Here is a 25,525-nt window from a genome sequence, read left to right as displayed (position 1 = left end):
TAAATCCATTAAGAAAAAACAAGTAGTGGCTACAAAGTCACTTATCGTTAAAGCTAAAACGATGAGCGTGATGGCTAAGGCTATTTGGATTTCATTATTGGTGCATGCAATCATATTAAGTATTCACTTTGAGCCCGCACTTAAAAAATTTAAAGATAAACTACCTACCTTAGAAGTCATGCTGGTGAATGCTAAAACGCTCACTAAGCCACATAATGCCGATGTGTTGGCACAAGCCGATTTAGATCGCGGTGGAAATACTGACCAAAATCGCAAAATGAAGTCTGCATTACCCGCTATTAAGCAGCAAAAATCCGAGTTTACCGTGAAGCCTTTGGCAGAAGTTAAGTCCGGCAAAAAAGCGGCAAAAATGATGGCCGAAGAAACAAAAGAGCAAAAGCATGTGGCAGAGTTAGAGAAGCAAGCGCAAGAGCTGATGACGCAACTGCAATCAAATCAAAAAGTAGAGTCCTCGCCAGTGCAAAAATCTGCCGCAAAAGAAGCTGACATGGGTAACCAAGAAAACCCCAATAAAAAGCTAAATATGAGCGATTTAACCGCAGCGGCACTAGAAATGGACAGGTTAGAAGCGCTAATTTCTAAACAGCAAGATGAATATCAAAAGCGCCCAAAGCGTAAATTTATTGGTGCAAGAACACAAAAATATAGTTACGCGCTTTATGTGGAGTCATGGCGTCAAAAGGTGGAGAAAGTTGGTAATCTCAATTACCCTGAAGCCGCTAAGAATCTAAAAATGTATGGTCAATTACGAATGACAGTTTCAATTAAAGCTGATGGAAGTATAGAAAAGGTTGTCATTAACCAAAGCTCAGGCCACAAAGTATTAGATGAAGCCGCCAAACATATTGTAGAACTCGCCGCACCTTATTCAAGATTTCCAGATGAAATGCATAAAGAGGTTGATATTCTTGATATGACGCGAACTTGGACGTTTACTAAAGAAGATAACCTAGCCACTGAGTAATTCTGTTTGAAAATTATAATACTCGGCGTCAGATTCGCCTTGACGTACTAATCGTACTGTTTGCGGCTCTCTTTCTTGAATATTTCAATTTTGAAGCAGAATAAATTAAGCGTTTTTTATTTTTGAGAATAAAGAAATTTTAAAATGACCAACTATTTTGAACACCACGTATTTTTCTGCCTTAATCAGCGTGCTGATGGCGCGGCTTGTTGCGCGGATAAAGGTGCCGAAGCCGCATTTGATTATATGAAGTCGCGTGTCAAAAAATTGAAGTTAAGTGGTCAAGGCAAAGTGCGCATCAATCGCGCTGGTTGTTTAGATCGCTGTGGTGAAGGGCCGTTATTGGTGATTTACCCGCAAGCGATTTGGTACACTTTTGTCGATAATGATGACATAGACGAAATCATTGAAAGCCATATAATGAATGGTAAAGTGGTGGAACGGCTTGCAATTTAGCTATTGGCGGATTCAGACTCTAATGCACACTCAATGAGTCTACTTACTTTTGCAGCTAGTTGTTTAATGGTAGCTTCATCAAGAGCAGCAGCGTCCCCATCACGCGTAGCTTCACCCCAATGAGAATTTGGAAAATGTTTGTCATTTTCAAACCGTGGAATCACATGCCAATGCACATGCGGTGTTTTATTGCCCAAGCTGGCTAAGTTGATTTTATCTGGATTAAAAATCTCCCTAAGCGCCGTTTCTACTGCAAACACTGTCTTCATCATGCGAGCACGTTGTAATGGTGCTAAATCGGTCATTTCTTTGATATGTTCGATTAACTCTACGCGACAATACGCGGGATAATCCGCGTCATTAAGTAACACTACACGGCAGAAATCATCTTGCCACAGTATAATGTGGGGCGTAGGTATGCATAAGGCGCATACATTTATTTCAGCCATTAAGAAGCCGCTAACATTCTATCAAGGGTTAATTTAGCAAGCTTAGCTTCATGCGCAGGTACTTTTATCTGATTCACTACATTACCCTCAACCAAATTTTCTAGCACCCAAGCCAAATGTTGTGGGTCAATTCTAGCCATTGTTGAACATTCACAAACTACATGGCTCATAAACTGAACTAATTTACCTTGCGGCTTCATTTGTTCAGCTAAGCGATTCACTAAGTTTAGCTCGGTACCAACTAACCATTTAGTATTGGCTGGCGCGTCAGAAACCGTTTTGAGAATATACTCAGTCGAGCCAACAAAATCAGAGTTCTGGCATACTTCAAATGGAGCTTCAGGGTGAGAAATCACAAAGCCATCAGGGTGTTCTGCACGAAATTTGGTAATATTTTGCAGGCGGAACATTTGATGCACCGCACAATGGCCCTTCCATAACAAGATTTTCGCTTTTTTGATTTGCTCTTCAGTCAAACCACCCATTGGCTGATCAGGATCCCAAATTGGCATTTCATCAAGCGGTATACCCATTTTGTAGCCTGACCATCTACCTAGATTTTGGTCAGGGAAAAATAATACTTTTTCGCGTTGCTTAAAGCTCCACTCCAATATCTTCGGAGCATTGGTGCTAGTGCAAACAATACCGCCATGTTCACCGCAAAAAGCTTTTAGGTCTGCGGCTGAGTTAATATAAGTGACGGGTGTAATCGTCTCATCAAAATCTAGTACCTTACTGAGTTCGCGGTAGCTGCGCTCAACCTTGGCCAGGTTTGCCATATCCGCCATAGAGCAGCCTGCTGCAAGGTCAGGCAGAATAGCAATTTGGTCTGGGCGGCTTAGAATATCAGCCACTTCTGCCATAAAATGCACGCCTAAAAACACGATATATTCGGCATCTAAAGTTTCGCAATAGCGCGATAGTTTAAGTGAATCACCAGTGAAGTCCGCATGGCGATAGACGGTTTCATTTTGATAATGGTGACCAAGAATCACCAAGCGCTTACCTAACTTTTCTTTAGCGGCAATAATGCGGCGCTGACAGTCAGCGTCTTCGCTCGCTTGAAAGCGCTCAAACTTAATAGGAATGCTTTTACTTTCGGTGCTAATAGTGTCTGTTTGCATGATTTTTACTTAATTAAGGCAATTAATTCAATGTGATAGTTTACAACTTTAAGCCGTGTCGTTCACCTAATTTACTTAACGCGTCTACATTCGTCCACGAAAAAACGCGTTTTGCAGCCTCACGCCAGTCAACCCATTCATAGCGCAAATGTTCATCTGGGGCTAATTTGATAGCTAATTGAGAAGGAAGTTCTAAGCCGAATAAGTGCTCTGTATTGTGACTCACCTCTGGCGCATAGCGATGCCGCCAATGTGGATAAATTTCATATACATTAGAGGCTTGCCAATCTTGCAAATCAAATTGAGTTGCGTTTAAGCCAGTCTCTTCTTGTACCTCACGTATCGCAGCTTGTCTTGGCGTTTCACCTTGCTCTAAGCTGCCAGTGACCGATTGCCAAAAGCCAGCTTTATCCGCCCGCTCCATAATCAGCACTTGCAAGTCTTTAGTGTGAATCAATACCAAGGCAGTAATAGGGGTTTTAAACATATTGAATAAAGCAGATTATTACGTACGCTCGTTATTGGGTTTTCTGGGCTTGCACTAGATTTTTTGGTAGTTGAAATACAACGCTTTCGATCACACCTTGTAATTCTTGCACGTTACTTGCGCCTAGTTTTTCCAATTTAGCAATCACTTCATTGACAAGCACTTCTGGAGCAGACGCGCCTGCGGAAACGCCGATTTTTTTCTTGCCTACCAACCATTCTGCTTTTAAGTAGCTGGCATTATCTACCATATAGGATTCAACCCCCTGATTCTCAGCCACTTCACGTAAGCGGTTTGAGTTGGAGCTGTTAGGTGAGCCAACAATAATCACCAAATCACAATCCTTTGCCATGATTTTCACTGCATCTTGACGATTTTGCGTGGCATAGCAAATATCATCACTTTTTGGCGCATTAATCGCTGGAAATTTAGTTTTTAGCGCGTTAATCACCAGCGATGCATCATCAATAGAGAGCGTGGTTTGTGTGACATAAGCCAACATTAATGGATTTTTAACGGTTAAGTTAGCAACATCTTCGGGCGTTTCTACTAAATAAATGCCTTGGCTCCCCGCCACTTGTCCCATAGTGCCTTCAACCTCAGGATGACCTTTATGACCAATCATCACAATTTCCATATTGGCAGCGCGCATTTTAGCCACTTCTATATGTACTTTCGTCACAAGTGGGCAGGTGGCATCAAAAGCGCTTAATCCGCGCGATTCGGCTTCGGCACGAACGGCTTTTGAAACGCCATGTGCACTGAAAATCACGGTGCTACCCGTTGGAATTTCGTCCAGTTCTTCAACAAACACCGCGCCTTTGCTACGAAGCTCGTCCACTACAAATTTATTGTGGACGACTTCATGTCGTACATAAATAGGCGCACCAAATTTTTCGAGTGCTTGTTCAACAATAATAATCGCCCGATCAACCCCTGCACAGAAGCCGCGCGGGTTTGCTAATACTACATCTGCTGAAATTTGGTTTTTTGAATCGATATCTGTCATACACACTTTTTAATCATTAAATTCACTTAAGGTATAATGCACATATTAACCTAAATTAGAGTGCGCTTAAAATTCAACTAAGCTTAAAACATGAACAATCCTGCTTTAAATACAACAGCCGTTAAAAACACGGCAACACTTTTAATTACCTGCCCAGATAGCAAAGGGATTGTAGCCGCCATTGCTGATTTCTTATATCAGCATAATGCCAATATTTTGCATGCTGACCAACATCAGGATGCTGAGAATAATCTTTTTCTGATGCGCGTTGAGTGGGATTTAGCTGGCTTTAACCTTTTGCCAGATGACTTCGAACAGCATTTTGCCGAGATTGCAAAGCGTTTCAGTATGGAGTGGCAGTTAAAGCTTTCACAAAAACCATTACGCGTTGCCATTATGGTTTCACAATATGACCACTGCTTAGCGGATTTGTTGCATCGCCATAAAAATGGTGAGTTGGTGTGTGATATTCCGTTGATTATTAGTAATCATCGAGATACTGAAGCTTTAGCTAAATTTTACGGCGTTGATTTTCACTATATTGAAGTTAAAAAAGACAATAAGCCAGAAGCCGAAGCGCAGCAATTTGCATTGTTTGACAAGTATGAAATTGATTTAATCGTGTTAGCGCGTTATATGCAGATTTTGTCACCTGATTTTGTGGCGCGTTATCCTAAGCAAATTATTAATATTCACCATTCATTCTTGCCAGCATTTATCGGTGCGAGGCCTTACCATCGTGCTTTTGAACGCGGTGTTAAGTTGATAGGCGCCACAGGCCATTATGTAACTGAAGTGTTAGATGAAGGGCCAATTATCGAACAGGATATTGACCGAATTTCGCACCGCGACCAAGTTGAACATTTGATTCAAAAAGGCCGTGATTTAGAGCGTGTAGTGTTATCCAAAGCGGTGCGCTGGCATATTGAAAATCGTATTTTGTTATATGATAATAAAACTGTAATTTTTGATTAAGTATTCAATTTGACAACAAAAAAGCGAAGCCGATTATGCTTCGCTTTTTACTTTTAAAGTAGCCTACTTAACTATTTATCATCTGCAGCTGGTGCATAAAGTGGTGAGATTCCCACTTCATCTCTGGTGAAATCATTACACCCAGAGAAAAGCCGATGCAACAAAAAAAGTCATTTTGGTTTATGGTAAACACTGTTCTAGTGCAAACAAATCAGCAATCTGTTCGCGCTTCCTAATTAAGTGGCATTGGTCACCATCCACCATAACTTCAGCAACGCGAGGTCTAGTATTGTAATTGCTAGACATGCTCATGCCGTAAGCGCCTGCCGACATAATTGCCAGTAAATCTCCCTCATGTAAGGCTAACTCTCTGTCGTGACCCAGAAAGTCTCCGCTCTCGCAGACGGGCCCAACAATTTCATAGTTCACCTTAGCTTCATCACGCGGGTTTACTGCTTGAATATCATGATAAGCATCATACAAAGCTGGACGCATTAAATCGTTCATTGCCGCATCTACAATCGCAAAGTTTTTTGTTTCAGTTTGTTTTATGTACTCGACCTTCGTCAGCAATAAACCAGCATTGCCAACTAAGGCACGCCCTGGTTCAAATACCAGCTTAACATCACGCTCTCCCAGCTTATCGAGCATCGCTTTTGCGTAGGCAGTGAACTCTGGTGGAGCTTCATTGTTATAGGTAATCCCAATACCGCCACCTAGGTCAATATGCTGAATTTGAATTTTGTTTTCTGCCAGTGCATCAACCAATGTTAATACACGATCAAAAGCATCTAAAAAAGGAGAAAGTTCTGTAATTTGAGAGCCGATATGGCAATCAACACCATGAATGGCGATATTTGACATCTCATCTGCTTGTAAATAGATGTCCAACGCATCTTCATAAGCCACACCAAATTTATTGTTCTTTAAGCCAGTAGAAATATATGGATGAGTTTTAGCATCTACATTCGGGTTTACGCGCAATGAGACGGGTGCAATTTTACCCATAGACTTTGCTACATCGTTTAGGCGGGCTAATTCGCTTGCAGATTCTACATTAAAGCAAAAAATATCAGCTGCTAATGCAGCACGCATTTCTTCCGCAGTTTTACCTACGCCAGAAAATACAATCTTTTGCGGGTCACCACCCGCTGCAATCACTCGCGCTAGCTCGCCGCCAGAAACGATGTCGAAACCAGCGCCTAATTTAGCGAACAAGTTCAAAATTGCAAGGCTAGGGTTGGACTTTACAGCAAAGCAAACCAAGTGATTAGTCTCTAAAAATCCTTTGCTGAAATTTTGAAAAGCTTCGATTAGGGCTGATTTTGAATACACATAGCAAGGAGTGCCGAAATTCTCTGCAATCTTATTAATGGATATATTTTCAGCGAATAACGCATTGTTATTAAGTATAAATTTGTTGGATGTCATGGCAATTTTTAATGAGTAACGCGTTTAATAAAACTGAGTTATTAGTTAGGTTGTGGATATTGTTGTTCTGGAATGTACAACGGCCCTTTTGTGCCGCATCCGCCACAAAGCAGAGAGGCTAATATGATGACTCCGATTAAGCGTGCCACAGTTAATTTCCTAAAAGAACATGTTTTGTAATATTAACATAAATGACATAGCTGACTTGCGACGAATAAATTACCGTTAGTCAGCCTGATATAGCCGATTGTCTGTGTTCGCTAGATTTTTGATTTTTTCTCTGGATAATACATAAAATATAAAAGTGAACTGGATTGGATATACCTATGAAAAGTAACAAGTACAGCGTGGGATTTACACTCATTGAGCTAATGATTGTGGTTGCGGTGATTGGTATTTTGGCATCAATTGCGTTGCCTAGTTACACTGAGTACGTTAAAAAAGGCAGAAGGTCGGCAGCGCAGTCGCACTTAATGGAAATTGCCCAGCGTGAGCAACAATATTTGTTAGATTCTAGAGCTTACACATCTTCTTTAAGTACGCTTGGTGTAACAACGCCTGGGGATGTAGCTAGTTACTATACTATTAGCGTTGCTCCTGGTGAGGGAGATGTACCATACTTTAAGATTACAGCCACTGCTACAGGCAGTCAAGCGTCCGATGGTAACTTAACCCTGGATAGTTCAGGTGAAAAAACTCCCGCTGAGAAGTGGTGATAAGACATGTTGAATCGCAAACAGTTAAATATTATAAGTAAGAAAAGCATGAGTATGTCACGTTTGTTAGGCTTTACTTTGGTTGAGTTGATGGTGGTGATTGCAATCATCGCCATAATGGCATCAATTGCGGTGCCCTCTTTCAGTGCCACTATCGCTAACATGCGGGCTAAAAACGCAGCTTCAAGTATATATGATGGTTTAGTAAGAGCACGAAGTGAAGCGGTAAAACGCAATCTTACTGTGACGTTGGCGCCCGCTACTAGCTGGGCTCAGGGTTGGCAAATAACATCAAGTGATTCGACAACGGTGCTTGAAAAGTACACTTCAACTGGCACCGTGACTATTAGCGGCCCTACCAGTGTAGAGTATAAATCTACGGGTCGAGCCATAGGTACAGGGACATTTAACATATCGGCGACTAGCGGGTCAGCAACCACATATCGTTGTGTTTCTGTGACCCTAAGCGGCTTGCCAAAAATAAAGGCTTCCGCATGCTAAATCAAAAACTATTGAAACTGCAGATGCAAACTGGCATGAGCTTGATAGAGGTTATGGTTACCATTGTGATTGTTGCACTTGGTTTGTTAGGTCTTGCAGGCTTGCAAATGAAAACGCGAACCATAGAGTTGGAGTCTTATCAGCGCACACAAGCAATGGTGATACTAAATGGTATGGCTAGTCAGTTTCAAATGAACAGGCAGAATGCAGCCACTTATACTAGTGCTGGGCTTATAGGCGGGACAGTTGAGAGCTGCGTAGGAAAAGCAGGGGCGGCTTATGACTTATGTGAGTGGGGTAATGCATTAAGTGGCGCCGCAGAGACTTCAAGTGGGGATAACCTAGGTGCAATGATAGGGGCTAAAGCTTGTGTCGTTCAGATAAGCGCTCCTGTTATTACTGGAGCTTGCGCACCTGGTATTTATGAGCTTACTGTTACTTGGCAGGGTATGTTCAAAACAATTGCTCCAAATAACACTTGCGCAGCAAACTCCTATGGAGATGATGCTTTACGTCGCGCTATTTCGCTTCGTGTTGCAACGGGGGCGACTGAATGCATATGATCAATAATAAATATAATTTACCGGCTTGTAAAACTCATAGCAAAGCTCGTGAGGGTGGCTTCTCCTTAATCGAATTGATGGTCGCGATGGTCATAGGCTTGCTGATATTGGTAGGTTTATCAAGTATATTTATAAGCAGTAATCGGTCAAGTGTGGAAATGAGAAAGTCCACTCAACAACAAGAAAATGGACGCTATGCTTCACAGTTACTTTACGATGATCTTATGTTAGCGGGATATACAGCAGAGTTTGACTCTAGCCTTTTGACCACACCTGCAACTTTGCCAAACATTTGTTCTACTGATATGGCAGTGCTCCTAGAAGGACTCCCGCTTCATGTGCAGGGCATAAATGATGCAACTGTTACACCATCATGTCTTACCGATTTAAAAGACAATACCGATATTATAGTTGTAAAACGTGCCTCAACCTGTGTTACAGGGGCGACTGGCTGTGATGCATTTTTAGCGAACGCACCGCATTTTCAAGCTTCACTTTGCACACCATCTAGTGGTAGCTCAGAGTTGGCGTTTGAAGCAACTAGCAATGCTGAATACGCTGCTAACCACTTTGCCTTTAGCGATACATCGGGATCCTTTACTCGCAAAAAAACCAGTTGCGGCACTACCGTAGCCGATATTCACCGCTACTTAGTACACATATATTTTATAGCCAATAATAATGAAGCTGGTGATAGTATCCCCACTCTCAAACGTGCTGATATAGGAGCTGGGAGTTTTTCTATTGTGCCTTTAGTTGATGGAATTGAGGACATGCAAGTGCAGTATGGGATTGATGCCAATGATGATGGGGTGCCTGATAATTATTCATCAGCCCCTGCTTCCGTCGATGACTGGCGTAATGCGATGGCCGCTCGTGTTTATTTGCTAGCACGAACCACTGTTAGTACCCCGGGTTGGAAAGACGCGCGCACATATGAACTTGGTGATAAAACTGTAGATCCTGTTGGCGATTCCTATAAACGACGTGTTTATAGTACAGCTGTTCAGTTTGTAAACCCGTCTTGGAGGCGTCAATGAAACAATTAGCATTACCAAAGCGGTCTAAAGGTGTCGTGCTATTGCAAGCAATGGTCTTAATGATCCTGCTGTTTTTAATTGCGGTAGCTAGCTTTAATATGGGTAGGCAAAACACGATTATTGCGGGCAATATGCAAAACAAGGCTGAAGTATTAACTGCTGCTAATCAAGCTGTTGAAAAAGTTATCTCATCTACAAACTTTATAGATAACCCTAGTGCGGCCTTGCCATCAAACACGATAAGTTATGACGTGAATGGAGATGGTACTAATGATGTCACGGTGAAACTTGCACCTAAGCCTTGTGTAAAAAAATCACAGGTCATAAAAAACTCAGAGTTAGACGTCGACAACAGTAACGATTTGGCCTGTGCTATGGGCTCAGGTCAAAACTTAGGTGTAGAAGGGGCTACGACTGGCAACTCATTGTGTGCGAATACTATTTGGGAAGTGGTGGCAGAAGCTCAAGAAACTGCTACAGGGGCGAAGGTTGCAGTTACGACGGGTGTGGGTGTAAGGGTCTCTACAGATAACGCCACAAATACTGCCAATATGTGCCCATAATAAAAAGGAAGTCATCATGAACATTACTTTTAAATCGTTTCTAATTAATCTATTTGCAGTATTACTATCAATACAAGTGTCTACTTCAATAGCAGAAGATATTGATATTTTTACGGGCGATAGTGGGGGTTCAAGTGCAGATCCTAATGTATTGATTATTCTGGATAATAGTTCTAATTGGGCAGCCAATAATCAGGGTTGGCCCACCGATGCCGTCCCTCCTGTGGCTTGCGGTAATGATTGCAACAAGCAGGGTTATTACGAACTTGTAGCACTTCGTAAAGTGTTAACGAGCTTGAAAAAAGATGTTAATGGCAATATTGGTGTGAACTTAGGCTTAATGTTGTTTAATAACTCTAATGCCACTCGCGATGGTGCATATGTACGCTCTGCCATTACGCCAATGACGGCTGCAAATATCACTGCGTTTATTGCTAAAATTGACAGTATTATTACAAACTTTAACACGGAAACAGCGGCGTCTTCTGTGCAGTATAGTGCAGCCTTATTTGACGCATTTAAATATTTTGGTGGTTATACAGAAACCTTGCTTGCCAATAAAAATCAGTCACCTGCAACGAACCCTAGTTATAGTGGGATTCCCGTTTTTGGTACTCAATTCTGGGGTTCTAATAATGCTGACGGTACTAAACCAGATGCTGCAGCATACAGTGGTAGCAATTACGTGCCACCAGCACAATCTTCTTGCGGTAGAAATTATATTATTTTTATTGGTAATGGTTTTCCTGCTAAGGATAATATATCGCCTGATATGGGGCAAGTACTGAAGTATTTGACCAACCCATCGAGCCCGCCAGCATCCATTACCGAGTTTAAAATGCCTACTTATTCTTGTGCTAGTACGTTTGCTGATATTAGCCCTAGTACATGCTATAACAGTGATACCTTATGTGCGGCGGCAAAACCATCAGATTTAATCGAAGGTAAAAGTACTGACGTCCTTTATCAGTGTGCAAAGAGTTCTTGTAGTGGTAGTAAAAGGCTTGTGCAGAAATGCACCTCAGTTACCTCGACTTATACTACGCCAGCGTCAAATTCTGCCGACCGCTATGCAGACGAATTTGCATCGTTTTTAGCGAATACTGACGTATCTGAGACCATTGATCAGCAAAATGTCACTATGTTCACTATTGATGTCTATAAAGATCAACCTAGTGCAGATCAGTCTAGCTTGTTAAGAAATATGGCAAGTTATGGTAAAGGTTCATATTTTAGTGCAACAAACGCTGATGCTATTGCGGCAGCCATTGCTAAGGCCTTTAACAGTATTTTGGCGGTAAACTCTACTTTTGCTTCAGCCTCTTTACCTGTTAACTCTACCAACCGAGCTCAAAATGAGAACCAAGTGTATATCGGTATGTTTAGACCAGACGCAGATAGAAAGCCACGCTGGTTTGGTAATTTAAAACGCTACCAGATTATTAAAGCTGGTAATGATGTAGAACTAGCTGACAAAGATGGTGCTTCTGCAGTTAGTCCAACCACAGGTTTTATCCTAGATAGTGCCACTAGTTATTGGACCACAGACTCCCCTATGGATGTTGAAAAGTCTACTTATTATTGGTCTGACACCAATGTCTCTGTGACGCCTAGCCCAGCTAATCCTGATATAACTGGAGTAGCTGCTTTCTCAGATTTACCAGATGGACCTGTGGTAGAAAAGGGTTCTGTTGCTGAGTTGCTTCGTATCGGTAGTGGTAATTGGACGTCAAGCCGTACATTGTATACGACGCTTACCGCTTCGAGCACGTCACTTACAGCGACAACGAACTTATCAGCTGCGCCAAATTTGAATGATAGTCAGAAAAAATGGATGAGTGGGCTAAATACAGAGGCTGAAGCAAAGATGTTGTCTGCAACACAATCCAGACCATCAATTCACGGGGATGTGGTGCACTCTAGACCATTGCCTATTAGCTATGGAGAAGGCGACACCGTCATTTATTACGGAGCCAATGATGGCATGTTTAGAGCTATTAATGCGCAAGATGGAAGTGAAATGTGGGCGTTTATGCCATTTGAATTCGCTCAATCAGCTTTTGTAGATCGCCTACGTACTAATGACCCATTGATAAAGTTTTCGAACGACACTTCTGCTGATGCAGCAGCCTACTTGCCTAAACCTTACGGTTGGGATGGATCTATTGGTGTTGCACAAAGTCTGGATAATACTAAAGTATGGATTTACCCAAGCATGCGACGTGGTGGGCAAATGGTTTATGCTTTAAACGTTACCACTAAAAACTCTCCTAGCATTTTATGGAAGCAAGGATGTTACTCAGGTACTTGCACATCTGGTTTTGAAAATATGGGTCAGAGTTGGTCTGCCCCTGTGATTGCTCCAGTGGCCGGATATACCACGGAAAAAGTGGCTATGTTTGGCGGTGGTTACGATCCATGTGAAGATGAAAACTCAGCTTCACCCTCTTGTAACTCTCCAAAAGGCGCTAATGTATATATGGTTGATGCAGGAAGCGGAACGCTTCTTAAAAAATTTAACACTGATCGCAGCGTAGTTTCAGAAGTATCAGTTCTAGACGTAAATGGTGATGGTAAAGCTGATTATGCCTATGTGGCAGATACAGGTGGCAATTTATACCGTATAGACATGGTGCAAAGAGCAAGCTCTGGTGGCAATATTACTTATCCATCATTAGCTTACGCAGATTGGACAATAAGAAAAATTGCTTCTGCAGGAGGCAATAGAAAATTCTTTTTCCAACCTGCCTTGTTAGGAGTAGCGGGGCGTGTCTATATAGCGATAGGTTCTGGCGATAGGGAGCATCCACTGAAATCTCAATATCCTTACGATAGTGTAGTTAATCGTTTTTATGTCTACCTCGATAACTTGAGCGTAACATCGGGCGATAGTATTGATTTAAATAATCTTGTAAATAAAACGACGGATCTTGGTTGCGACTCTGCTTCTATTACACCGAGTTCAACTGCGACTGGTTGGTTCATGGATCTAAATCAGTACGGTAAAGGTGAGCAGGCTGTGACGTCAGCCTTGATTCTTGCTGGACAAGTTGTTTTTAGTACCAATCGTCCGATAGACCCAGCCCTGGGAAGTTGTTCTACTGGGCTTGGTGAGGCAAGAGGTTACTGGATGAATTTATTGAATGGCTCTGGAACCATTGATCAAACTAACCCAGGCAGTTGCGGTGGAGATAGGTCATCAAAATTTGTCAGTGATGGTATGCCCCCTTCACCAGTTGTGGGCACCGTATTAATTGATGGAAAACCAGAAACTATTGTGATTGGTGCAGTCGACCAAAGTAAAGGTTTGAATACACCAATTTCACCTGGTAAGGTAAGCCCTGCAGTTAAACCAATTCGTAAGCGAATCTACCATAAGGTACAGGGCCTAGATTAGTAGTGATAAGTTAATTTACGTTTTCACAACTACCACGATTAATCCTCGTGGTAGTTTGATATTCTAACTTTTCATTAATACTAGATTATTGAACACTCTTAAACTATTCGCGCTTAATTTTTCTTTATAAACGCAATATAATCGGTCATGCAAATATCGTCTATTTGCAATCACGCACTAGTTGAGGTATCTGAGCTAATGGTGCTATCTGGATCGTGAGTCAGTAGTTGATGCGTAATTAGGCCGTTGACTAAGCCAAAAAATAAGGCAGCTCCCGCAAAAACTGGAATTAAATACCCAACACCTGCATGTGGAATCAGCCATAACCTCACCACGATTAATTGCCCTGCAATATGTGCTAAAGCTGCGATTGTGCTTAATGATACAGCCCCAAAGTATTTTTTAGGTAAATGCATACTTATACCCAAAGCCCCCAAACTTACTAGTGCGCCAGTTAAGCTTAATAAGAATGTTGGTGACAAAAATTGACCCAATAATAGACTACTTGCAAACACCCGTAGAATGCTTACCCAGGCTGCCGTTGCAAAGCCGTATTTATATAGCACATATAAGGTAACAATATTAGCGACACCAGGTTTAACGCCTGGTAGTGGTGATGGAATAACCGCTTCCACCATATGCAAAACAATGGCAATTGCTGCTAATTTTGCAATACGGTGGACGTCCTCAGTAGTTTCTATCTGCGTGATTTTCAATTTGGCTGCTTGGTATTATGGCTAGTAATTAAGTGTGTCGTAGGGTTTGCTTTAACCAAGCAATTCCAAACTGATTTGATTCGGCAAGCAAATGGCAGCTTGCCCAGCGCGCGTTAACCAGCCTTGAAGCACACAGTATTGCGAATGACAGGGAGAATTTGCAATCCGTGCTTTACCTTGTGCGATGCTAATGGTGGCATCACCTAATTTACCATGCAGATTAATCTCGCGTTGTTGGTTTAAGCTGTAAGTGGCGTAAACCTTATCACCTAGCCGGATTTGCACTTTGGTGGCATGTTCATTAGTCCACAAAGTTTGAAATAAATAAATGACGCATAAGGTACTGGTTATCAGTACCAGTCAGTCACCTCGCCAAAAATTCTTGAGTAAGACCTTTAAGCTACGCGAATAGATTATTGCATCGTGCTGAATTTAACATTGGGGCTTAACCAATTGAGTTTTGTTCCCATATTCTTAGAAACAAAGATATTGGATTTATCATCAATGACCATATAATTTTCAATGTTAAATGCTTGTGCGGCCTGGCTTTTTCTTTCAGGTGATTCAATGAAAATAGGTTTTGATACCACATCTGAAAGCACACCTGCTTGAATTTGACCTGTTGCTTGAGGTGGCACAAGCACCGTAACCGCTTGTGTGTGCTGCGTTGGGTAGCCTGATCTAGGGTCAATGATATGACTGTAACGTTTACCCTCCAGCATGAAGTAACGCTGGTAATCACCTGAAGTGCCAATCGCCCAGCCATCGGGTAAATCTAAAGTTGCAATTGCGGTCGGGTCACGCGGATTTTGGATACCCACACGCCAAGGCTTATCTCCATGATTGCCGATGGCGATTATGTTGCCACCTACATTGATAAGCGCACCTTTAACATGTTGTTCACGTAAATAGGCCGCCGCAATATCGAGCGCATAGCCTTTGGCGTATCCACCTAAATCAATTTTTACTGAAGGATTATTGCTGTAAGCTGTGTTACCTTTAAGCACAATATCTGTCATCCTAGGATTAGCCTTTACGAGAGATTTTATTTTCTCAGCATCAATATTCACTGGGCTAAAGTCATCGCGCTGAAAGCCCCAAACTCCTATTAATTGGCTAATGGCTGGGTCAAACAAGCCATTTGATTTTACTGATAGTTTAGTAATATCAGCTAACATGTATGCTAAGTCTGGGCTGATGCTAATAGGTTTATTGCCCCGTGCAAACGCGGCATTGAGTTCACCGATTTCACTTAATTTATTAGCAGAGATTGGTTTCCATGCATGCAGACGATTATGCAACGATTGAAAGTCTTGCATAATTTTATCGCTTAGGATATTTGCACGAGAGTCAGTTTCCCCATAAATTTTAATGTCAACCAGAGTGCCAAAAATATAGCCCCGACTTTGATAGAGAGGTTCTTTTGCACAGCTGGTAAGGAACACACAAAGTAAAATTAAAAAGAAACGCATAGGCAGAAGAAGGGCATTAGGTTAAGGTTTAGTCAGTCAATATGGCATGCAATTAATTAGATAATTCTAGTTTAAATACTTTCAAGTCTATCCATAAATATCTGAGCTGGCTTACAAATAGATTGCTTGGCGATTTCTACCATACCTGTGGGGCTAGTGACATTGATTTCGGTTAAATGCTCACCAATCACATCTAAACCCACTAAAAACAAACCTTCAGCTTTAAGTACCTTACCTACTGTTGTAGCGATTTCTAAGTCACGCTCGCTGAGTAATTGTGCGACCCCCGTGCCGCCAGCGGCCAAATTACCACGTGTTTCGCCAGCTTTTGGGATGCGGGCTAATGAATAAGGTAACGGAACGCCATCAATCACAATGATACGTTTATCGCCTTGCAAAATTGCGGGTAAATAACGCTGCGCCATAATCGTGCGCTTACCGAAGTCGGTAATAGTTTCCAATATCACACTGATATTGGGGTCAGTCAAATTTAGCCTAAATATGCTACTGCCACCCATGCCATCAAGTGGCTTAACGACTATATCTTGGTGAGTATTTAAAAATGCTCTTATTAAATCGTTATTGGCGGTGACTAAAAACTCAGGTGCGAATTGCGGAAAACGCGTAACTGACAGTTTTTCATTCCAGCTACGAATTGCACTTGGATTGTTATAGACTTTTGCACCCTGATTAGCTGCAATTTCAAGTAAATAAGTACTGTAGAGATACTCGTTATCAAATGGCGGATCTTTGCGCATGATAATGCCATCAAAGTCTGCTGGTGCGAATTCTATAGACTCTTCTAATGTGTAACTTTGCTCAGTAAAAATTAATTTTTTCGCGCTGATTTTTGCTGTTGCGCCACGTAAAAAAAGCTCATGCTGCATGCTGACAAACAACTCATGACCACGCAGCCCGGCCTCGCGCATGATGGCTAAGCTGGTGTCTTTGTAACTTTTGAGGTTCTCGAGCGGGTCGAGAATAAAGTTGAGTTTCATGTCCGTATACTCATAGTCGCATGCTTTATTGGCTAAGCGGATCTTGTTCTTGCAACTCAATCGCGGCAGCGAGTAAAGCTAAACGTGCTACTACACCATATGCATAAAAACGGTTAGGCGTGGCATCAGGTGCGCCAGCGCAATCTGGTGTGCTGCATGGTTTTTCGAACGCAAGTGGCACAAATTGTGAGCCTGGTGCATTGAGGTTTTCATCTACACCGCGACCAGTATGTACGCGGTAGAATCCACCAATCACAAAATGGTCCATCATATACACCACAGGCTCTGCAACTGCTTCATTAATGCTCTCAAAGGTATAAACGCCTTCTTGTATGATGACCTCAGAAACTTGCAAACCTTCTTTTACCACAGACATTTTATTGCGCGCTTTACGATTTAAATCGCGTACATCATCGGGTGATTTCACCGTCATAATGCCCATGCCATAAGTACCTGCATCAGCTTTTACAATGACAAAGGGTTCTTGTGTGACGCCGTATTGAGTATATTTTGTCTTGATTTTTGCCAGTAATTCTTCTACTTTAAGGGCAAGGCATTCTTCACCGGTACGTGCGTGAAAATCTACTTCGCCACAGGTATCGAAATAAGGGTTTAACAACCACTCATCTATGCCAAGTAGTGCAGCGAATTCACTTGCTACGCGATTATAAGCAGAAAAATGCTGAGATTTACGGCGCGTACTCCAGCCAGCATGTAACGGTGGAATTAAATTTTGTTCGAGATTCTCAAGAATTGCAGGAATACCCGCAGACAAATCATTGTTAAGCAAAATCGCACAACTATCAAAGTCGCCAAGCTCATTGTTAATGAGTTTGATGCGATTGCCTATACGCACTACAGGCTCTAATAAAAGCGTATGACCATCCTGTGTTTCGAGCTTGGTGGGTTCGGTAATCTCTGGTGAAATAGAACCAACTCTTACATCTAGACCCGCTTTTTTCATAATATTCACAAGCTCAACTACATTGCGTAGGTAGTAGGTATTGCGAGTATGATTTTCAGGAATAATGAGCAATCGATGAGCTTCAGGGCAGACCTTCTCAACCGCCACCATTGCTGCTTGAACGCTTAAAGATAAGAAATCAGGATTGAGATTATTGAAGCCCCCAGGGAATAAATTGGTATCAACCGGCGCTAATTTGAAGCCAGAGTTACGTAAATCTACACTGGCATAAAATGGTGAGGAATATTCTAGCCATTGCGAGCGAAACCAATGTTCGATTTTCGGCATGGCTTCAAGCATGCTTTTTTCTATGCTAAGTAATGGACCATTGAGCGCGGTTGTTAGGTGTGGAACCATAGAATCTCTTTTCGGTATCTAGTTAAGGCTACTTTATCATCGCGACGTTAGTGTTGTCTTTTTTTGAATGGCTTTAAATGACTTCATGCGCTTGAACGTCAGCGTGATAGCTGCTTCTTACCATGGGGCCACTAGCCGTATTATTAAAGCCCATAGCCTCAGCTTTTTCTTTTAATTTTTCAAATGATGCAGGTTCTACATAGCGCATGACGGGCAAATGATGCACGCTTGGTTGTAAGTATTGACCCAAGGTTAACATGCTGACGTTGTGCGCACGTAAGTCGGCCATTACCTCTAAAATTTCTTCGTCTGTCTCACCCAAACCAAGCATTAGGCCCGATTTTGTGGGTACTTCTGGGTACATTTCGCCAAAGGTTTTTAATAGTTGTAATGAATTATTGTAGTCTGAGCCTGGACGCGCTTGTTTGTAAAGGCGCGGAATCGTCTCAAGATTGTGATTCATGACATCAGGTGGCGCATTACGCAGAATTTCCATGGCAACCTCTAAGCGACCACGAAAATCTGGCACGAGGATTTCAATTTTAATATTGGGCGACTGCGCACGCACAGCCTTTATGCAATCTACAAAGTGTTGCGCACCGCCATCTTTTAAATCATCACGGTCTACACTGGTAATCACCACATATTTGAGTTTCATTTGTGCGATTGTGCGCGCTAAGTTCTCTGGCTCATTCACATCAGGCGGCAGTGGTTTACCGTGAGCAACATCGCAAAATGGACAACGGCGTGTACAAATGTCCCCCAAAATCATAAAAGTAGCGGTTCCGCCACTAAAGCATTCACCGATGTTTGGGCAACTAGCTTCCTCACACACGGTATGAAGATTATTATCTCGTAGAATCTTTTTAATTTCTTGGTACCGCGCTGAATCAGGTGCTTTCATGCGTATCCACTCAGGCTTGCGCAGCATAGGCATCGGAATGATTTTGATAGGAATGCGTGAAGTTTTAGCGCTATCTATCTCTTTTACACCAGCAATTTTTGATGTTCTTACCTCAGTCATTTGTATTTCCATTTGCTAAATTATTTTGTGAGCCAAGATTTCTCATGAGCCGAGATTTTTCTTGAGTATGTTCAGTAACAACTCACTGATGGTTTCTAAATTGGCATTGATGCCTAATGCTCTAGTTTGTGTGACTTTTAAGCCCACATAGCCACATGGATCAATGGCACCGAACGGTGATAAGTCCATGTTTATATTTAAACTTAAGCCATGATAACAGCAATTATTTTTGATGCGTAAGCCTAATGAGGCAACCTTAGCTTCATCAATGTATACGCCAGGGGCATCGGCTTTTGCAATAGCTTTTTTACCAAAACTGTCTAGTAGCTCTATCACGGTATTTTCAAGCAAGCTTACTAATTTCCGAATATTAAGATTGCGCCGTTTTAGATCAAACAGCACGTAAATAATCAGCTGACCAGGCCCGTGATAAGTGATTTTTCCGCCTCGGTCAGTATGTACCAAAGGGATATCATTTCGAAATGGTAAGCGCACATTTTTACGATTTAAGCCCAGCGAGTATACGGCTGAATGCTCTGTTAACCATAATTCATCTGGCGTGTTGGCAGTGCGCTCTGCCGTAAACTTTTGCATGGCGTGCCAAGTGGTTTCAAAATCAGTCAAACCTAGCTGCCTGATTAAGAAAGATTGCTGCACGGTCATTGGTTTTAGTCGGGTGAAATTACTTTAAAAATTATTTATTAGTTTTAAAGCGCAAATTTAACTAATGGGTGTGTACTAATTAAACGATAAATATCATCTAATTGTACTTGTGATTCCACATGCACGGTGCAGGTGAGACTGGTATATTTCCCAGAGGAGCTTATCCTAGATTCAATATTTTCAGGATTGAAGGTTGGAATGATGGTTTGGATAAGCGAAATCACAGTCTCAGGAAACTGACTCTCAGTCTTTCCCATGACTTTAATAGGAAAGTCAGTTGGGAAGTCAATTAACGGGGGGGCGGTGTGAGGTTCTATGTCAGCCATAATGTGAGTCCGGTAATGTTTTTTATTGCATTAACAGTTTAATCGTATCCCAAGCGCGTCCTAATATGCCCGCGCCATCAATAGATTTTGCGGCAACTAAATTGCGCTCTTCTATGGTTTTGCCGTTGAGGGTGAATTTCACAGTGCCGACTACTTGACCTTTTTTTATCGGGGCAACAAGCGGTTGAGTGCTAGACATGACGGCCTTAATGTTGGCATAGTCACCTTTTGGAACGGTCACAAATAAATTGTTAGCTACGGTGGAAGCCACTTGATTTTCAGTGCCTTTCCAAACCTTAAGCTGATTAATAGCTTGCCCTTGTTTGTAGATTAATTTTGAATCAAAGTATTGATAACCATAATTTAGCAATTTCTGGCTTTCACTTGCTCTGGCTGAATCCGTTGGTGCACCTAGCACTACAGAAACGCGACGAATACCATCTCGTTTTGCTGAAGAAATTAAACAATAACCTGCGGATTCAGTATGACCTGTTTTCATGCCGTCTACATTGGGGTCAGACCACAACAAACGATTGCGGTTAGGCTGAGTGATTTTGTTATAGGTATATTCTTTAGTAGAGTATAAGCGCTGATATTGATCAGGAAAGTCACGTATCAGTGCCGTAGCTAGCGTAGCTAAGTCATCGGCAGTAGTAAAGTGTTGAGGATCTGGCAAGCCAGTTGAATTCATGTAATGGGTATTTTTCATGCCTAATCGAGCAGCTTCTTTGTTCATCATATCTGCGAATTGTGGCTCAGTTCCTGCAATACCTTCAGCTAACGCAATAGAAGAATCATTACCAGATTGAATAATCGTGCCATGTAAAAGCTCATCTACTGTTACAGGTTTGTTAGGTTCGATGAACATTTTTGAACCTTCCACTCGCCATGCAAATTCGCTTACTGGTAGTGTCTGTGTAAGAGATAGATGTCCATTTTTTAGTGCTTTAAAGGCTAAATATGCAGTCATGATTTTAGTCAGTGAAGCTGGCTCAATACGCATACTGCTATTTTGTGATGCGATTATGTAATTACTATTAAAATCTTTAAGCAAGTAAGCCTTAACCGCTAAATTTGGAGGCGGTGCGATTTGTGCACTCTCAGCTTGGACTAAGCCAGACATGGTCACTGTGCTCAGTACAACAGCGTATAAAATATTTTTTAATGGAGTAAAAGTTAAATTTTGCATGGGATTATGTTTTGATATTGTGGATTAATTAGTGACATGTGCGGCAATGTTTAATTGTCTGCGGATGTTAGCTGCCGAAACATCGGCATCAGATTTACTGGCATATGGCCCAAGTTTCACGCGATATAGGCCTCTATTATACACGTTAGCTACCCCTACATTTTCGCCTAGCTCTAAACTTTGGATTTTTTTCTGTAGTAAGTCGCCATTTGCTTCATTCTTAAAAGCACCTGCCTGAACATAAAATTGTGAGTGTAATGCGCTCGGAGCTGCACTCGTTGTGATGGTTATTACCGTGGATGCGGGCTCTAACGAAGAAGTTTTGGCAATAGGAGTTGTATTGCTCGGCGGTATGCTTTCATTCGATGGATTTTGTGTTGCGCTCGCCGTCTGCATTGATGGGTCAGTTGAGATTTTACGTAAAGCCTCAGGACTCGTATCTATTGTTTCCACTTCAACCAAGCCGCTACCTTGTTTAATTAAGCGCAATTGATAGGCTGCGGCATAAGATAAGTCAATCAGTCGATCACGTTTAAACGGTCCTCTATCGTTAATGCGCACGATGACAGAACGACCGTTTGCAGGGTTTGTGACTTTTGCAAAGCTCGGAATTGGCAAAATGGTATGTGCTGCAGTCATGGCGTACATGTCATAAATTTCACCCGTAGAAGTTTTTTTGCCATGGAAACGTTTGCCGTACCAAGAAGCAACGCCTTGTTTTTTATATGGCAAATAGTTAGTCATGGGCGTGTAACGCTGGCCCAATGCTGAATATGGCTTATTCGCACGTTTGTAAGGCTGTTCCGTTTTTAATGTTGCGCCAGGAATACTATCTATATTCGAGGGTGCATTTTCACCTGGACCATCATCTAAATAGTAGCCGCCTGAGCCTGGCTTGGGTTCTGTATTAGTGGGCTCGCTGGCAGGTAAAGCTGGGGTAGGCGGTTTATCTACGGATTTGAGTGGCGGACTCTGTCCGCATGCAGCCAGCATTGCGGTGATTAGCAGGACGAATACGTGACGATTTAGTGATTGATGGTTTGAAATTTTGAAATTCATTAAGTGGCTACCAATTTTTTGTGGGTATTAATGCTCATTAGAATACCTAAGCTAAGGCAAAGCGTCACCATAGAAGTTCCCCCATAGCTAATTAATGGTAATGGTACACCTACCACGGGTAATATGCCGCTTACCATGCCCATGTTAACAAATGCATAGGTAAAAAAAGTGAGTGTAATACTACCTGCTAATAATCTACCAAAAGTACTCTGCGCCTGTGATGCAATGTATAAGCCACGTAAAATAATTAAAGTAAATAATAGTAACAGCAATAAATTACCTAACAAGCCAAACTCCTCACCGAACACAGCAAAAATAAAGTCAGTTGTTCTTTCTGGTAAAAATTCTAACTGTGTTTGAGTGCCATTAAGCCAACCTTTACCTGCCGTGCCTCCAGAGCCAATCGCAATGATAGCTTGAATCGTATGGTAGCCTGCGCCTAATGGGTCTTGTGTTGGGTCTAATAAAATTTCGACACGCTTACGTTGATAATCATGCAACATCGACCAAAGTATAGGTGTAGAAGCTGCAAGTACAACTGCGCTACCAAGCATTAATTTCCAGCTTAAGCCAGCTAAAAACAAAATATAAAAGCCAGATGCAGTAATAAGCAATGAGGTGCCTAAATCAGGCTGTTTCATAATCAAGGCGACAGGTACTAGTAGCAATAGCCCACCTATCGCAAAATCCACCATTTTAGGTTTGCCTTCTTGCTTAGAAAAATACCAAGCAAGCATCATCGGCATGGCGATACGCATAATTTCTGAAGGTTGTATTTTAGTAAAACCTACATTCAGCCAGCGCTGCGCGCCATGACTAATCGAGCCGAACAATGCGACAGCAATTAATAGTAAAACGCCTAACACATAGAGTGGAAGTGCAACCCGCTCAAGTTGATTGGGCGCAATATTTGCGGCGATCCACATAAAGCTTAAGGCAAGCACAATGTTAATCCCTTGCCCGTATATGCGCTCTATACTTTGTCCTGATGCGCTGTAAAGCACAAATAAACCGAGCAATAAGGTAAAGAATAGGCACACCATGAGGAACGGGTCGATGTGCTTAAAAAAACGCTTAAGCAATTTATTAATCATGCAATTCTTCTTCTGGCAAAGGATGAGTTGTCACAGTACCTAATGCGTTATTAGGTGGTTTAACTGGATTTTTTTTATCATCCTTGGCTTGGGCAGGCTCTGGCATTTTGCCGAGTAAATAGTAATCCATCACCTTTCTGGCGATGGGTCCGGCAGTAGTGCCGCCGTGATTACCATTTTCTACGATAACCGCTATCGCGATCGTCGGATCATCGGCAGGGGCGTAGGCAATAAATAAAGCGTGATCACGATGGCGTTCATTTATGCTACTCGCATTATATTTGGCATTTTGTTTGATGCCAATGACTTGAGCGGTGCCAGTTTTCGCAGCAATGGCATATGGCGCATTTGCACCTACCCCAGCTGCGGTACCACCAGGTTGCGTTACCGCAATCATGCCTTGTTTAACGATATCGATATTTTCTTGTTTTAGTGGAATGGTGTCTTGCACCACGAGTGGTAAGGTTTGCACCTCATTAGTAATGGCTGTTTGGATCTTTGCGACTAAATGCGGTTTCATTGCAACACCATTATTCGCTAAGGTCGCGGTGGCTTGTGCTAGCTGCAGCGGTGTTACCAAGGTATAACCTTGGCCAATGCCAACTATAACCGTTTCACCTTGGTACCAAGGTTGTTTAAAACGTCGCATCTTCCACTCTGGCGTTGGTAAAAGACCGCCATTTTCACCTTGAATATCTATGCCCGTTTTACGGCCAAAATTAAAATGACTGACAAAACTCGTTAACTTCTCAATACCCAATTCTAACGCTAGGCCATAAAAAAATGTGTCGCAAGATATGGTGATAGCACGCTGCATATCTACCATGCCATGACCGCTCGGTTTCCAATCTCTATATCTATGCACGCTATTCGCTAATGTAAAATAACCTGGATCGCTAATGCTAAAAGGTGGAACACGTTTATTATTTTCCAAGCCAGCCATTGCCACAAAGGGTTTAAAAGTTGAGCCAGGTGGATAGATGCCGCGTATAGGTCGATTGATAAGAGGCTTGTCTAAAGAGTCATTAAGTAGTCTCCAATTTTCCACATCAATGCCATCTACAAACAAATTCGGGTCAAAAGTAGGTTGGCTGACGTAACTTAACACCTCCCCAGTTTTTGGGTTAATGGCAACTAATGCACCGCGATGTTCGCCAAAAGCGGTTTCTGCAATCTCCTGAATTTTACTATCAATAGTTAAAATAAGATTACTGCCAGGCACAGGCGGAGTGCTTGATAATACTCGAACGGCACGACCATCCTTATCAATTTCTACTTGTTGAAATCCAGTAGTGCCATGTAGTTGGCGCTCATAAAACTGCTCTATGCCACTTTTGCCTACATGATCGGAGCCTTTGTAGTTGGACAGGTCGCCGTTAATTGCGAGGGTTTCTAAATCTTTATCGTTGATGCGTCCGATGTAACCTACCAAATGCGAACCTTGTTTACGAAGGGGGTAGTGCCTAAATAGTCTGGATTTGATTTCTACTCCAGGAAATCGGTAGTGATTCACCGCAAAACTTGCCGCTTCTGCTTCATTTAAGTGGGTGCGAATTGGTACGCTTTCAAAGTTTCGGCTTTCCTCGCGAAGTTTGTTGAAGCGTTTGCGGTCTAATGAACTGACTTCCACTAACTTGCTAACTTCGGAGATGGTTTTTTCAAGATCATCCACCCTCGATGGGATAATTTCTAAGGTGTAAACAAAAAAGTTGTGGGCAAGTATTACCCCATTTTTATCGAGGATTAGCCCACGATTAGGCACAAGCGGCACAAGTGAAATACGATTGTTCTCAGCCAGCGTTTGATAGTGTTTATATTGGTTTAATTGTAAATATGAGAAACGTAGGGCTAGTCCGCTAAATAGTGCTAAAACAACAAAACCTGTAAAGCCCAGTCTAAGCTTAAAGTAATGCTGTTCGTGCTGAAAGTTCTTAAGTTCAGCGCGCATAATTAAATGCCTGTCATGA

General features: G+C 42.1%; 27 protein-coding genes. 9 read left to right on the top strand and 18 right to left on the bottom strand.

The genetic code is table 11. The features are described 5' to 3' along the window. Positions 1-61 precede the first annotated feature (61 nt). The gene (locus PSV17_RS04995; RefSeq protein ID WP_300480412.1) at positions 62-985 is read left to right on the top strand and encodes a TonB family protein; all 924 of its coding nucleotides are present in this window, start codon (positions 62-64) and stop codon (positions 983-985) included. Positions 986-1,129: 144 nt separating this feature from the next. Next, positions 1,130-1,441: a (2Fe-2S) ferredoxin domain-containing protein gene (locus PSV17_RS04990; protein WP_300480228.1), complete on the top strand. Its 312-nt coding sequence runs from the start codon at positions 1,130-1,132 to the stop codon at positions 1,439-1,441. On the opposite strand, the gene PSV17_RS04985 is transcribed toward PSV17_RS04990, so the two are convergent. Genes PSV17_RS04985 through ispH form a run of 4 tightly spaced genes read right to left on the bottom strand, consistent with a single transcriptional unit; the run spans position 1,438 to position 4,510 of the window. Then, on the bottom strand, positions 1,438-1,890 hold the full coding sequence (locus PSV17_RS04985) for an HIT family protein (protein WP_300480226.1): 453 nt from the start codon (positions 1,888-1,890) through the stop codon (positions 1,438-1,440). The two genes, PSV17_RS04990 and PSV17_RS04985, sit on opposite strands and share 4 nt — an antisense overlap. After that, positions 1,890-3,014 carry a quinolinate synthase NadA gene (gene nadA, locus PSV17_RS04980; RefSeq protein ID WP_300480225.1) on the bottom strand — a complete coding sequence of 375 codons (1,125 nt, stop codon included), beginning with the start codon at positions 3,012-3,014 and terminating at the stop codon, positions 1,890-1,892. The genes PSV17_RS04985 and nadA overlap by 1 nt, the downstream gene beginning before the upstream one ends. A 40-nt stretch (positions 3,015-3,054) precedes the next feature. Beyond that, a complete protein-coding gene (nudB, locus tag PSV17_RS04975) occupies positions 3,055-3,501 on the bottom strand; it encodes a dihydroneopterin triphosphate diphosphatase (RefSeq protein WP_300480224.1) in 447 nt (148 codons plus the stop codon). A 31-nt stretch (positions 3,502-3,532) separates the two neighbouring features. Then, positions 3,533-4,510 carry a 4-hydroxy-3-methylbut-2-enyl diphosphate reductase gene (gene ispH / locus PSV17_RS04970; protein WP_300480223.1) on the bottom strand — a complete coding sequence of 326 codons (978 nt, stop codon included), beginning with the start codon at positions 4,508-4,510 and terminating at the stop codon, positions 3,533-3,535. A gap of 90 nt (positions 4,511-4,600) precedes the next feature. Here ispH and purU point away from each other — a divergent pair, with 90 nt between their 5' ends. Next, the gene (purU, locus tag PSV17_RS04965; protein WP_300480221.1) at positions 4,601-5,485 is read left to right on the top strand and encodes a formyltetrahydrofolate deformylase; all 885 of its coding nucleotides are present in this window, start codon (positions 4,601-4,603) and stop codon (positions 5,483-5,485) included. Positions 5,486-5,665: 180 nt separating this feature from the next. Here the strand turns inward: purU and lysA are convergent, their stop codons facing one another. Both lysA and PSV17_RS04955 read right to left on the bottom strand, forming a co-directional pair. Beyond that, complete coding sequence (lysA, locus tag PSV17_RS04960; protein ID WP_300480219.1) at positions 5,666-6,916, bottom strand: diaminopimelate decarboxylase; 1,251 nt, start codon at positions 6,914-6,916, stop codon at positions 5,666-5,668. A gap of 41 nt (positions 6,917-6,957) precedes the next feature. Further along, positions 6,958-7,065 carry a lipoprotein gene (locus PSV17_RS04955; protein WP_300480218.1) on the bottom strand — a complete coding sequence of 36 codons (108 nt, stop codon included), beginning with the start codon at positions 7,063-7,065 and terminating at the stop codon, positions 6,958-6,960. Between the two features lie 177 nt (positions 7,066-7,242). Between PSV17_RS04955 and PSV17_RS04950 the strand changes: the two genes are divergently transcribed. Genes PSV17_RS04950 through PSV17_RS04925 form a run of 6 tightly spaced genes read left to right on the top strand, consistent with a single transcriptional unit; the run spans position 7,243 to position 13,696 of the window. Further along, a complete protein-coding gene (locus PSV17_RS04950) occupies positions 7,243-7,632 on the top strand; it encodes a type IV pilin protein (RefSeq protein WP_300480216.1) in 390 nt (129 codons plus the stop codon). 48 nt (positions 7,633-7,680) lie between these two features. After that, positions 7,681-8,133, top strand: coding sequence for a GspH/FimT family protein (locus tag PSV17_RS04945; RefSeq protein ID WP_300480215.1), 453 nt, complete (start codon positions 7,681-7,683; stop codon positions 8,131-8,133). Then, complete coding sequence (locus PSV17_RS04940) at positions 8,127-8,696, top strand: prepilin-type N-terminal cleavage/methylation domain-containing protein (RefSeq protein WP_300480213.1); 570 nt, start codon at positions 8,127-8,129, stop codon at positions 8,694-8,696. The genes PSV17_RS04945 and PSV17_RS04940 overlap by 7 nt, the downstream gene beginning before the upstream one ends. After that, positions 8,687-9,736 carry a PilW family protein gene (locus PSV17_RS04935; RefSeq protein WP_300480212.1) on the top strand — a complete coding sequence of 350 codons (1,050 nt, stop codon included), beginning with the start codon at positions 8,687-8,689 and terminating at the stop codon, positions 9,734-9,736. Before PSV17_RS04940 ends, PSV17_RS04935 begins: the two co-directional genes overlap by 10 nt. Continuing rightward, positions 9,733-10,299, top strand: a complete 567-nt coding sequence (locus tag PSV17_RS04930) for a hypothetical protein (RefSeq protein ID WP_300480210.1) — start codon at positions 9,733-9,735, stop codon at positions 10,297-10,299. Before PSV17_RS04935 ends, PSV17_RS04930 begins: the two co-directional genes overlap by 4 nt. Before the next feature lie 16 nt (positions 10,300-10,315). After that, the gene (locus tag PSV17_RS04925) at positions 10,316-13,696 is read left to right on the top strand and encodes a PilC/PilY family type IV pilus protein (protein ID WP_300480208.1); all 3,381 of its coding nucleotides are present in this window, start codon (positions 10,316-10,318) and stop codon (positions 13,694-13,696) included. Positions 13,697-13,866: 170 nt separating this feature from the next. On the opposite strand, the gene PSV17_RS04920 is transcribed toward PSV17_RS04925, so the two are convergent. The 12 genes from PSV17_RS04920 to mrdA form a co-directional block, all read right to left on the bottom strand. Continuing rightward, complete coding sequence (locus PSV17_RS04920) at positions 13,867-14,412, bottom strand: Gx transporter family protein (RefSeq protein WP_300480207.1); 546 nt, start codon at positions 14,410-14,412, stop codon at positions 13,867-13,869. A 51-nt stretch (positions 14,413-14,463) separates the two neighbouring features. Beyond that, positions 14,464-14,763 (bottom strand): NusG domain II-containing protein, encoded by a 300-nt coding sequence (locus PSV17_RS04915; RefSeq protein ID WP_366910393.1) that lies wholly within the window; start codon positions 14,761-14,763, stop codon positions 14,464-14,466. A 62-nt stretch (positions 14,764-14,825) separates the two neighbouring features. Continuing rightward, a complete protein-coding gene (locus PSV17_RS04910) occupies positions 14,826-15,884 on the bottom strand; it encodes an FAD:protein FMN transferase (RefSeq protein ID WP_300480206.1) in 1,059 nt (352 codons plus the stop codon). A gap of 71 nt (positions 15,885-15,955) precedes the next feature. Then, positions 15,956-16,882: a glutathione synthase gene (gene gshB / locus PSV17_RS04905; protein ID WP_300480205.1), complete on the bottom strand. Its 927-nt coding sequence runs from the start codon at positions 16,880-16,882 to the stop codon at positions 15,956-15,958. Positions 16,883-16,907: 25 nt separating this feature from the next. Next, positions 16,908-18,203 carry a glutamate--cysteine ligase gene (gene gshA, locus PSV17_RS04900; protein ID WP_300480203.1) on the bottom strand — a complete coding sequence of 432 codons (1,296 nt, stop codon included), beginning with the start codon at positions 18,201-18,203 and terminating at the stop codon, positions 16,908-16,910. A gap of 73 nt (positions 18,204-18,276) precedes the next feature. After that, positions 18,277-19,227, bottom strand: coding sequence for a lipoyl synthase (gene lipA / locus PSV17_RS04895; protein WP_300480201.1), 951 nt, complete (start codon positions 19,225-19,227; stop codon positions 18,277-18,279). Positions 19,228-19,269: 42 nt separating this feature from the next. Further along, a complete protein-coding gene (lipB, locus tag PSV17_RS04890; protein ID WP_300480200.1) occupies positions 19,270-19,890 on the bottom strand; it encodes a lipoyl(octanoyl) transferase LipB in 621 nt (206 codons plus the stop codon). Positions 19,891-19,934: 44 nt separating this feature from the next. Beyond that, the gene (locus PSV17_RS04885; protein ID WP_300480199.1) at positions 19,935-20,216 is read right to left on the bottom strand and encodes a DUF493 domain-containing protein; all 282 of its coding nucleotides are present in this window, start codon (positions 20,214-20,216) and stop codon (positions 19,935-19,937) included. Between the two features lie 22 nt (positions 20,217-20,238). After that, positions 20,239-21,339, bottom strand: coding sequence for a D-alanyl-D-alanine carboxypeptidase family protein (locus PSV17_RS04880; protein WP_300480406.1), 1,101 nt, complete (start codon positions 21,337-21,339; stop codon positions 20,239-20,241). A gap of 90 nt (positions 21,340-21,429) precedes the next feature. After that, positions 21,430-22,464 carry a septal ring lytic transglycosylase RlpA family protein gene (locus PSV17_RS04875; protein ID WP_300480198.1) on the bottom strand — a complete coding sequence of 345 codons (1,035 nt, stop codon included), beginning with the start codon at positions 22,462-22,464 and terminating at the stop codon, positions 21,430-21,432. After that, complete coding sequence (gene rodA / locus PSV17_RS04870) at positions 22,464-23,558, bottom strand: rod shape-determining protein RodA (RefSeq protein WP_300480197.1); 1,095 nt, start codon at positions 23,556-23,558, stop codon at positions 22,464-22,466. Before rodA ends, PSV17_RS04875 begins: the two co-directional genes overlap by 1 nt. Beyond that, a complete protein-coding gene (mrdA, locus tag PSV17_RS04865) occupies positions 23,551-25,506 on the bottom strand; it encodes a penicillin-binding protein 2 (RefSeq protein WP_300480195.1) in 1,956 nt (651 codons plus the stop codon). The genes rodA and mrdA overlap by 8 nt, the downstream gene beginning before the upstream one ends. Positions 25,507-25,525 lie beyond the last annotated feature (19 nt).

Origin of the sequence: Methylotenera sp., assembly GCF_029946165.1 — a bacterium.
Taxonomy (GTDB): domain Bacteria; phylum Pseudomonadota; class Gammaproteobacteria; order Burkholderiales; family Methylophilaceae; genus Methylotenera.
This window is presented reverse-complemented; position numbering and strand designations above follow the sequence as displayed.

What these genes read in the sequence shown, in the direction of transcription:
- PSV17_RS04995 (WP_300480412.1), top strand. Translation starts at nt 62, where the DNA reads ATGAGCGTGATGGCTAAGGCTATTTGGATTTCATTATTGGTGCATGCA.
- PSV17_RS04990 (WP_300480228.1), top strand. Translation starts at nt 1,130, where the DNA reads ATGACCAACTATTTTGAACACCACGTATTTTTCTGCCTTAATCAGCGT.
- PSV17_RS04985 (WP_300480226.1), bottom strand. Translation starts at nt 1,890, where the DNA reads ATGGCTGAAATAAATGTATGCGCCTTATGCATACCTACGCCCCACATT.
- nadA (WP_300480225.1), bottom strand. Translation starts at nt 3,014, where the DNA reads ATGCAAACAGACACTATTAGCACCGAAAGTAAAAGCATTCCTATTAAG.
- nudB (WP_300480224.1), bottom strand. Translation starts at nt 3,501, where the DNA reads ATGTTTAAAACCCCTATTACTGCCTTGGTATTGATTCACACTAAAGAC.
- ispH (WP_300480223.1), bottom strand. Translation starts at nt 4,510, where the DNA reads ATGACAGATATCGATTCAAAAAACCAAATTTCAGCAGATGTAGTATTA.
- purU (WP_300480221.1), top strand. Translation starts at nt 4,601, where the DNA reads ATGAACAATCCTGCTTTAAATACAACAGCCGTTAAAAACACGGCAACA.
- lysA (WP_300480219.1), bottom strand. Translation starts at nt 6,916, where the DNA reads ATGACATCCAACAAATTTATACTTAATAACAATGCGTTATTCGCTGAA.
- PSV17_RS04950 (WP_300480216.1), top strand. Translation starts at nt 7,243, where the DNA reads ATGAAAAGTAACAAGTACAGCGTGGGATTTACACTCATTGAGCTAATG.
- PSV17_RS04945 (WP_300480215.1), top strand. Translation starts at nt 7,681, where the DNA reads ATGAGTATGTCACGTTTGTTAGGCTTTACTTTGGTTGAGTTGATGGTG.
- PSV17_RS04940 (WP_300480213.1), top strand. Translation starts at nt 8,127, where the DNA reads ATGCTAAATCAAAAACTATTGAAACTGCAGATGCAAACTGGCATGAGC.
- PSV17_RS04935 (WP_300480212.1), top strand. Translation starts at nt 8,687, where the DNA reads ATGCATATGATCAATAATAAATATAATTTACCGGCTTGTAAAACTCAT.
- PSV17_RS04930 (WP_300480210.1), top strand. Translation starts at nt 9,733, where the DNA reads ATGAAACAATTAGCATTACCAAAGCGGTCTAAAGGTGTCGTGCTATTG.
- PSV17_RS04925 (WP_300480208.1), top strand. Translation starts at nt 10,316, where the DNA reads ATGAACATTACTTTTAAATCGTTTCTAATTAATCTATTTGCAGTATTA.
- PSV17_RS04910 (WP_300480206.1), bottom strand. Translation starts at nt 15,884, where the DNA reads ATGCGTTTCTTTTTAATTTTACTTTGTGTGTTCCTTACCAGCTGTGCA.
- gshB (WP_300480205.1), bottom strand. Translation starts at nt 16,882, where the DNA reads ATGAAACTCAACTTTATTCTCGACCCGCTCGAGAACCTCAAAAGTTAC.
- gshA (WP_300480203.1), bottom strand. Translation starts at nt 18,203, where the DNA reads ATGGTTCCACACCTAACAACCGCGCTCAATGGTCCATTACTTAGCATA.
- lipA (WP_300480201.1), bottom strand. Translation starts at nt 19,227, where the DNA reads ATGACTGAGGTAAGAACATCAAAAATTGCTGGTGTAAAAGAGATAGAT.
- lipB (WP_300480200.1), bottom strand. Translation starts at nt 19,890, where the DNA reads ATGACCGTGCAGCAATCTTTCTTAATCAGGCAGCTAGGTTTGACTGAT.
- PSV17_RS04885 (WP_300480199.1), bottom strand. Translation starts at nt 20,216, where the DNA reads ATGGCTGACATAGAACCTCACACCGCCCCCCCGTTAATTGACTTCCCA.
- PSV17_RS04880 (WP_300480406.1), bottom strand. Translation starts at nt 21,339, where the DNA reads ATGTCTGGCTTAGTCCAAGCTGAGAGTGCACAAATCGCACCGCCTCCA.
- PSV17_RS04875 (WP_300480198.1), bottom strand. Translation starts at nt 22,464, where the DNA reads ATGAATTTCAAAATTTCAAACCATCAATCACTAAATCGTCACGTATTC.
- rodA (WP_300480197.1), bottom strand. Translation starts at nt 23,558, where the DNA reads ATGATTAATAAATTGCTTAAGCGTTTTTTTAAGCACATCGACCCGTTC.
- mrdA (WP_300480195.1), bottom strand. Translation starts at nt 25,506, where the DNA reads ATGCGCGCTGAACTTAAGAACTTTCAGCACGAACAGCATTACTTTAAG.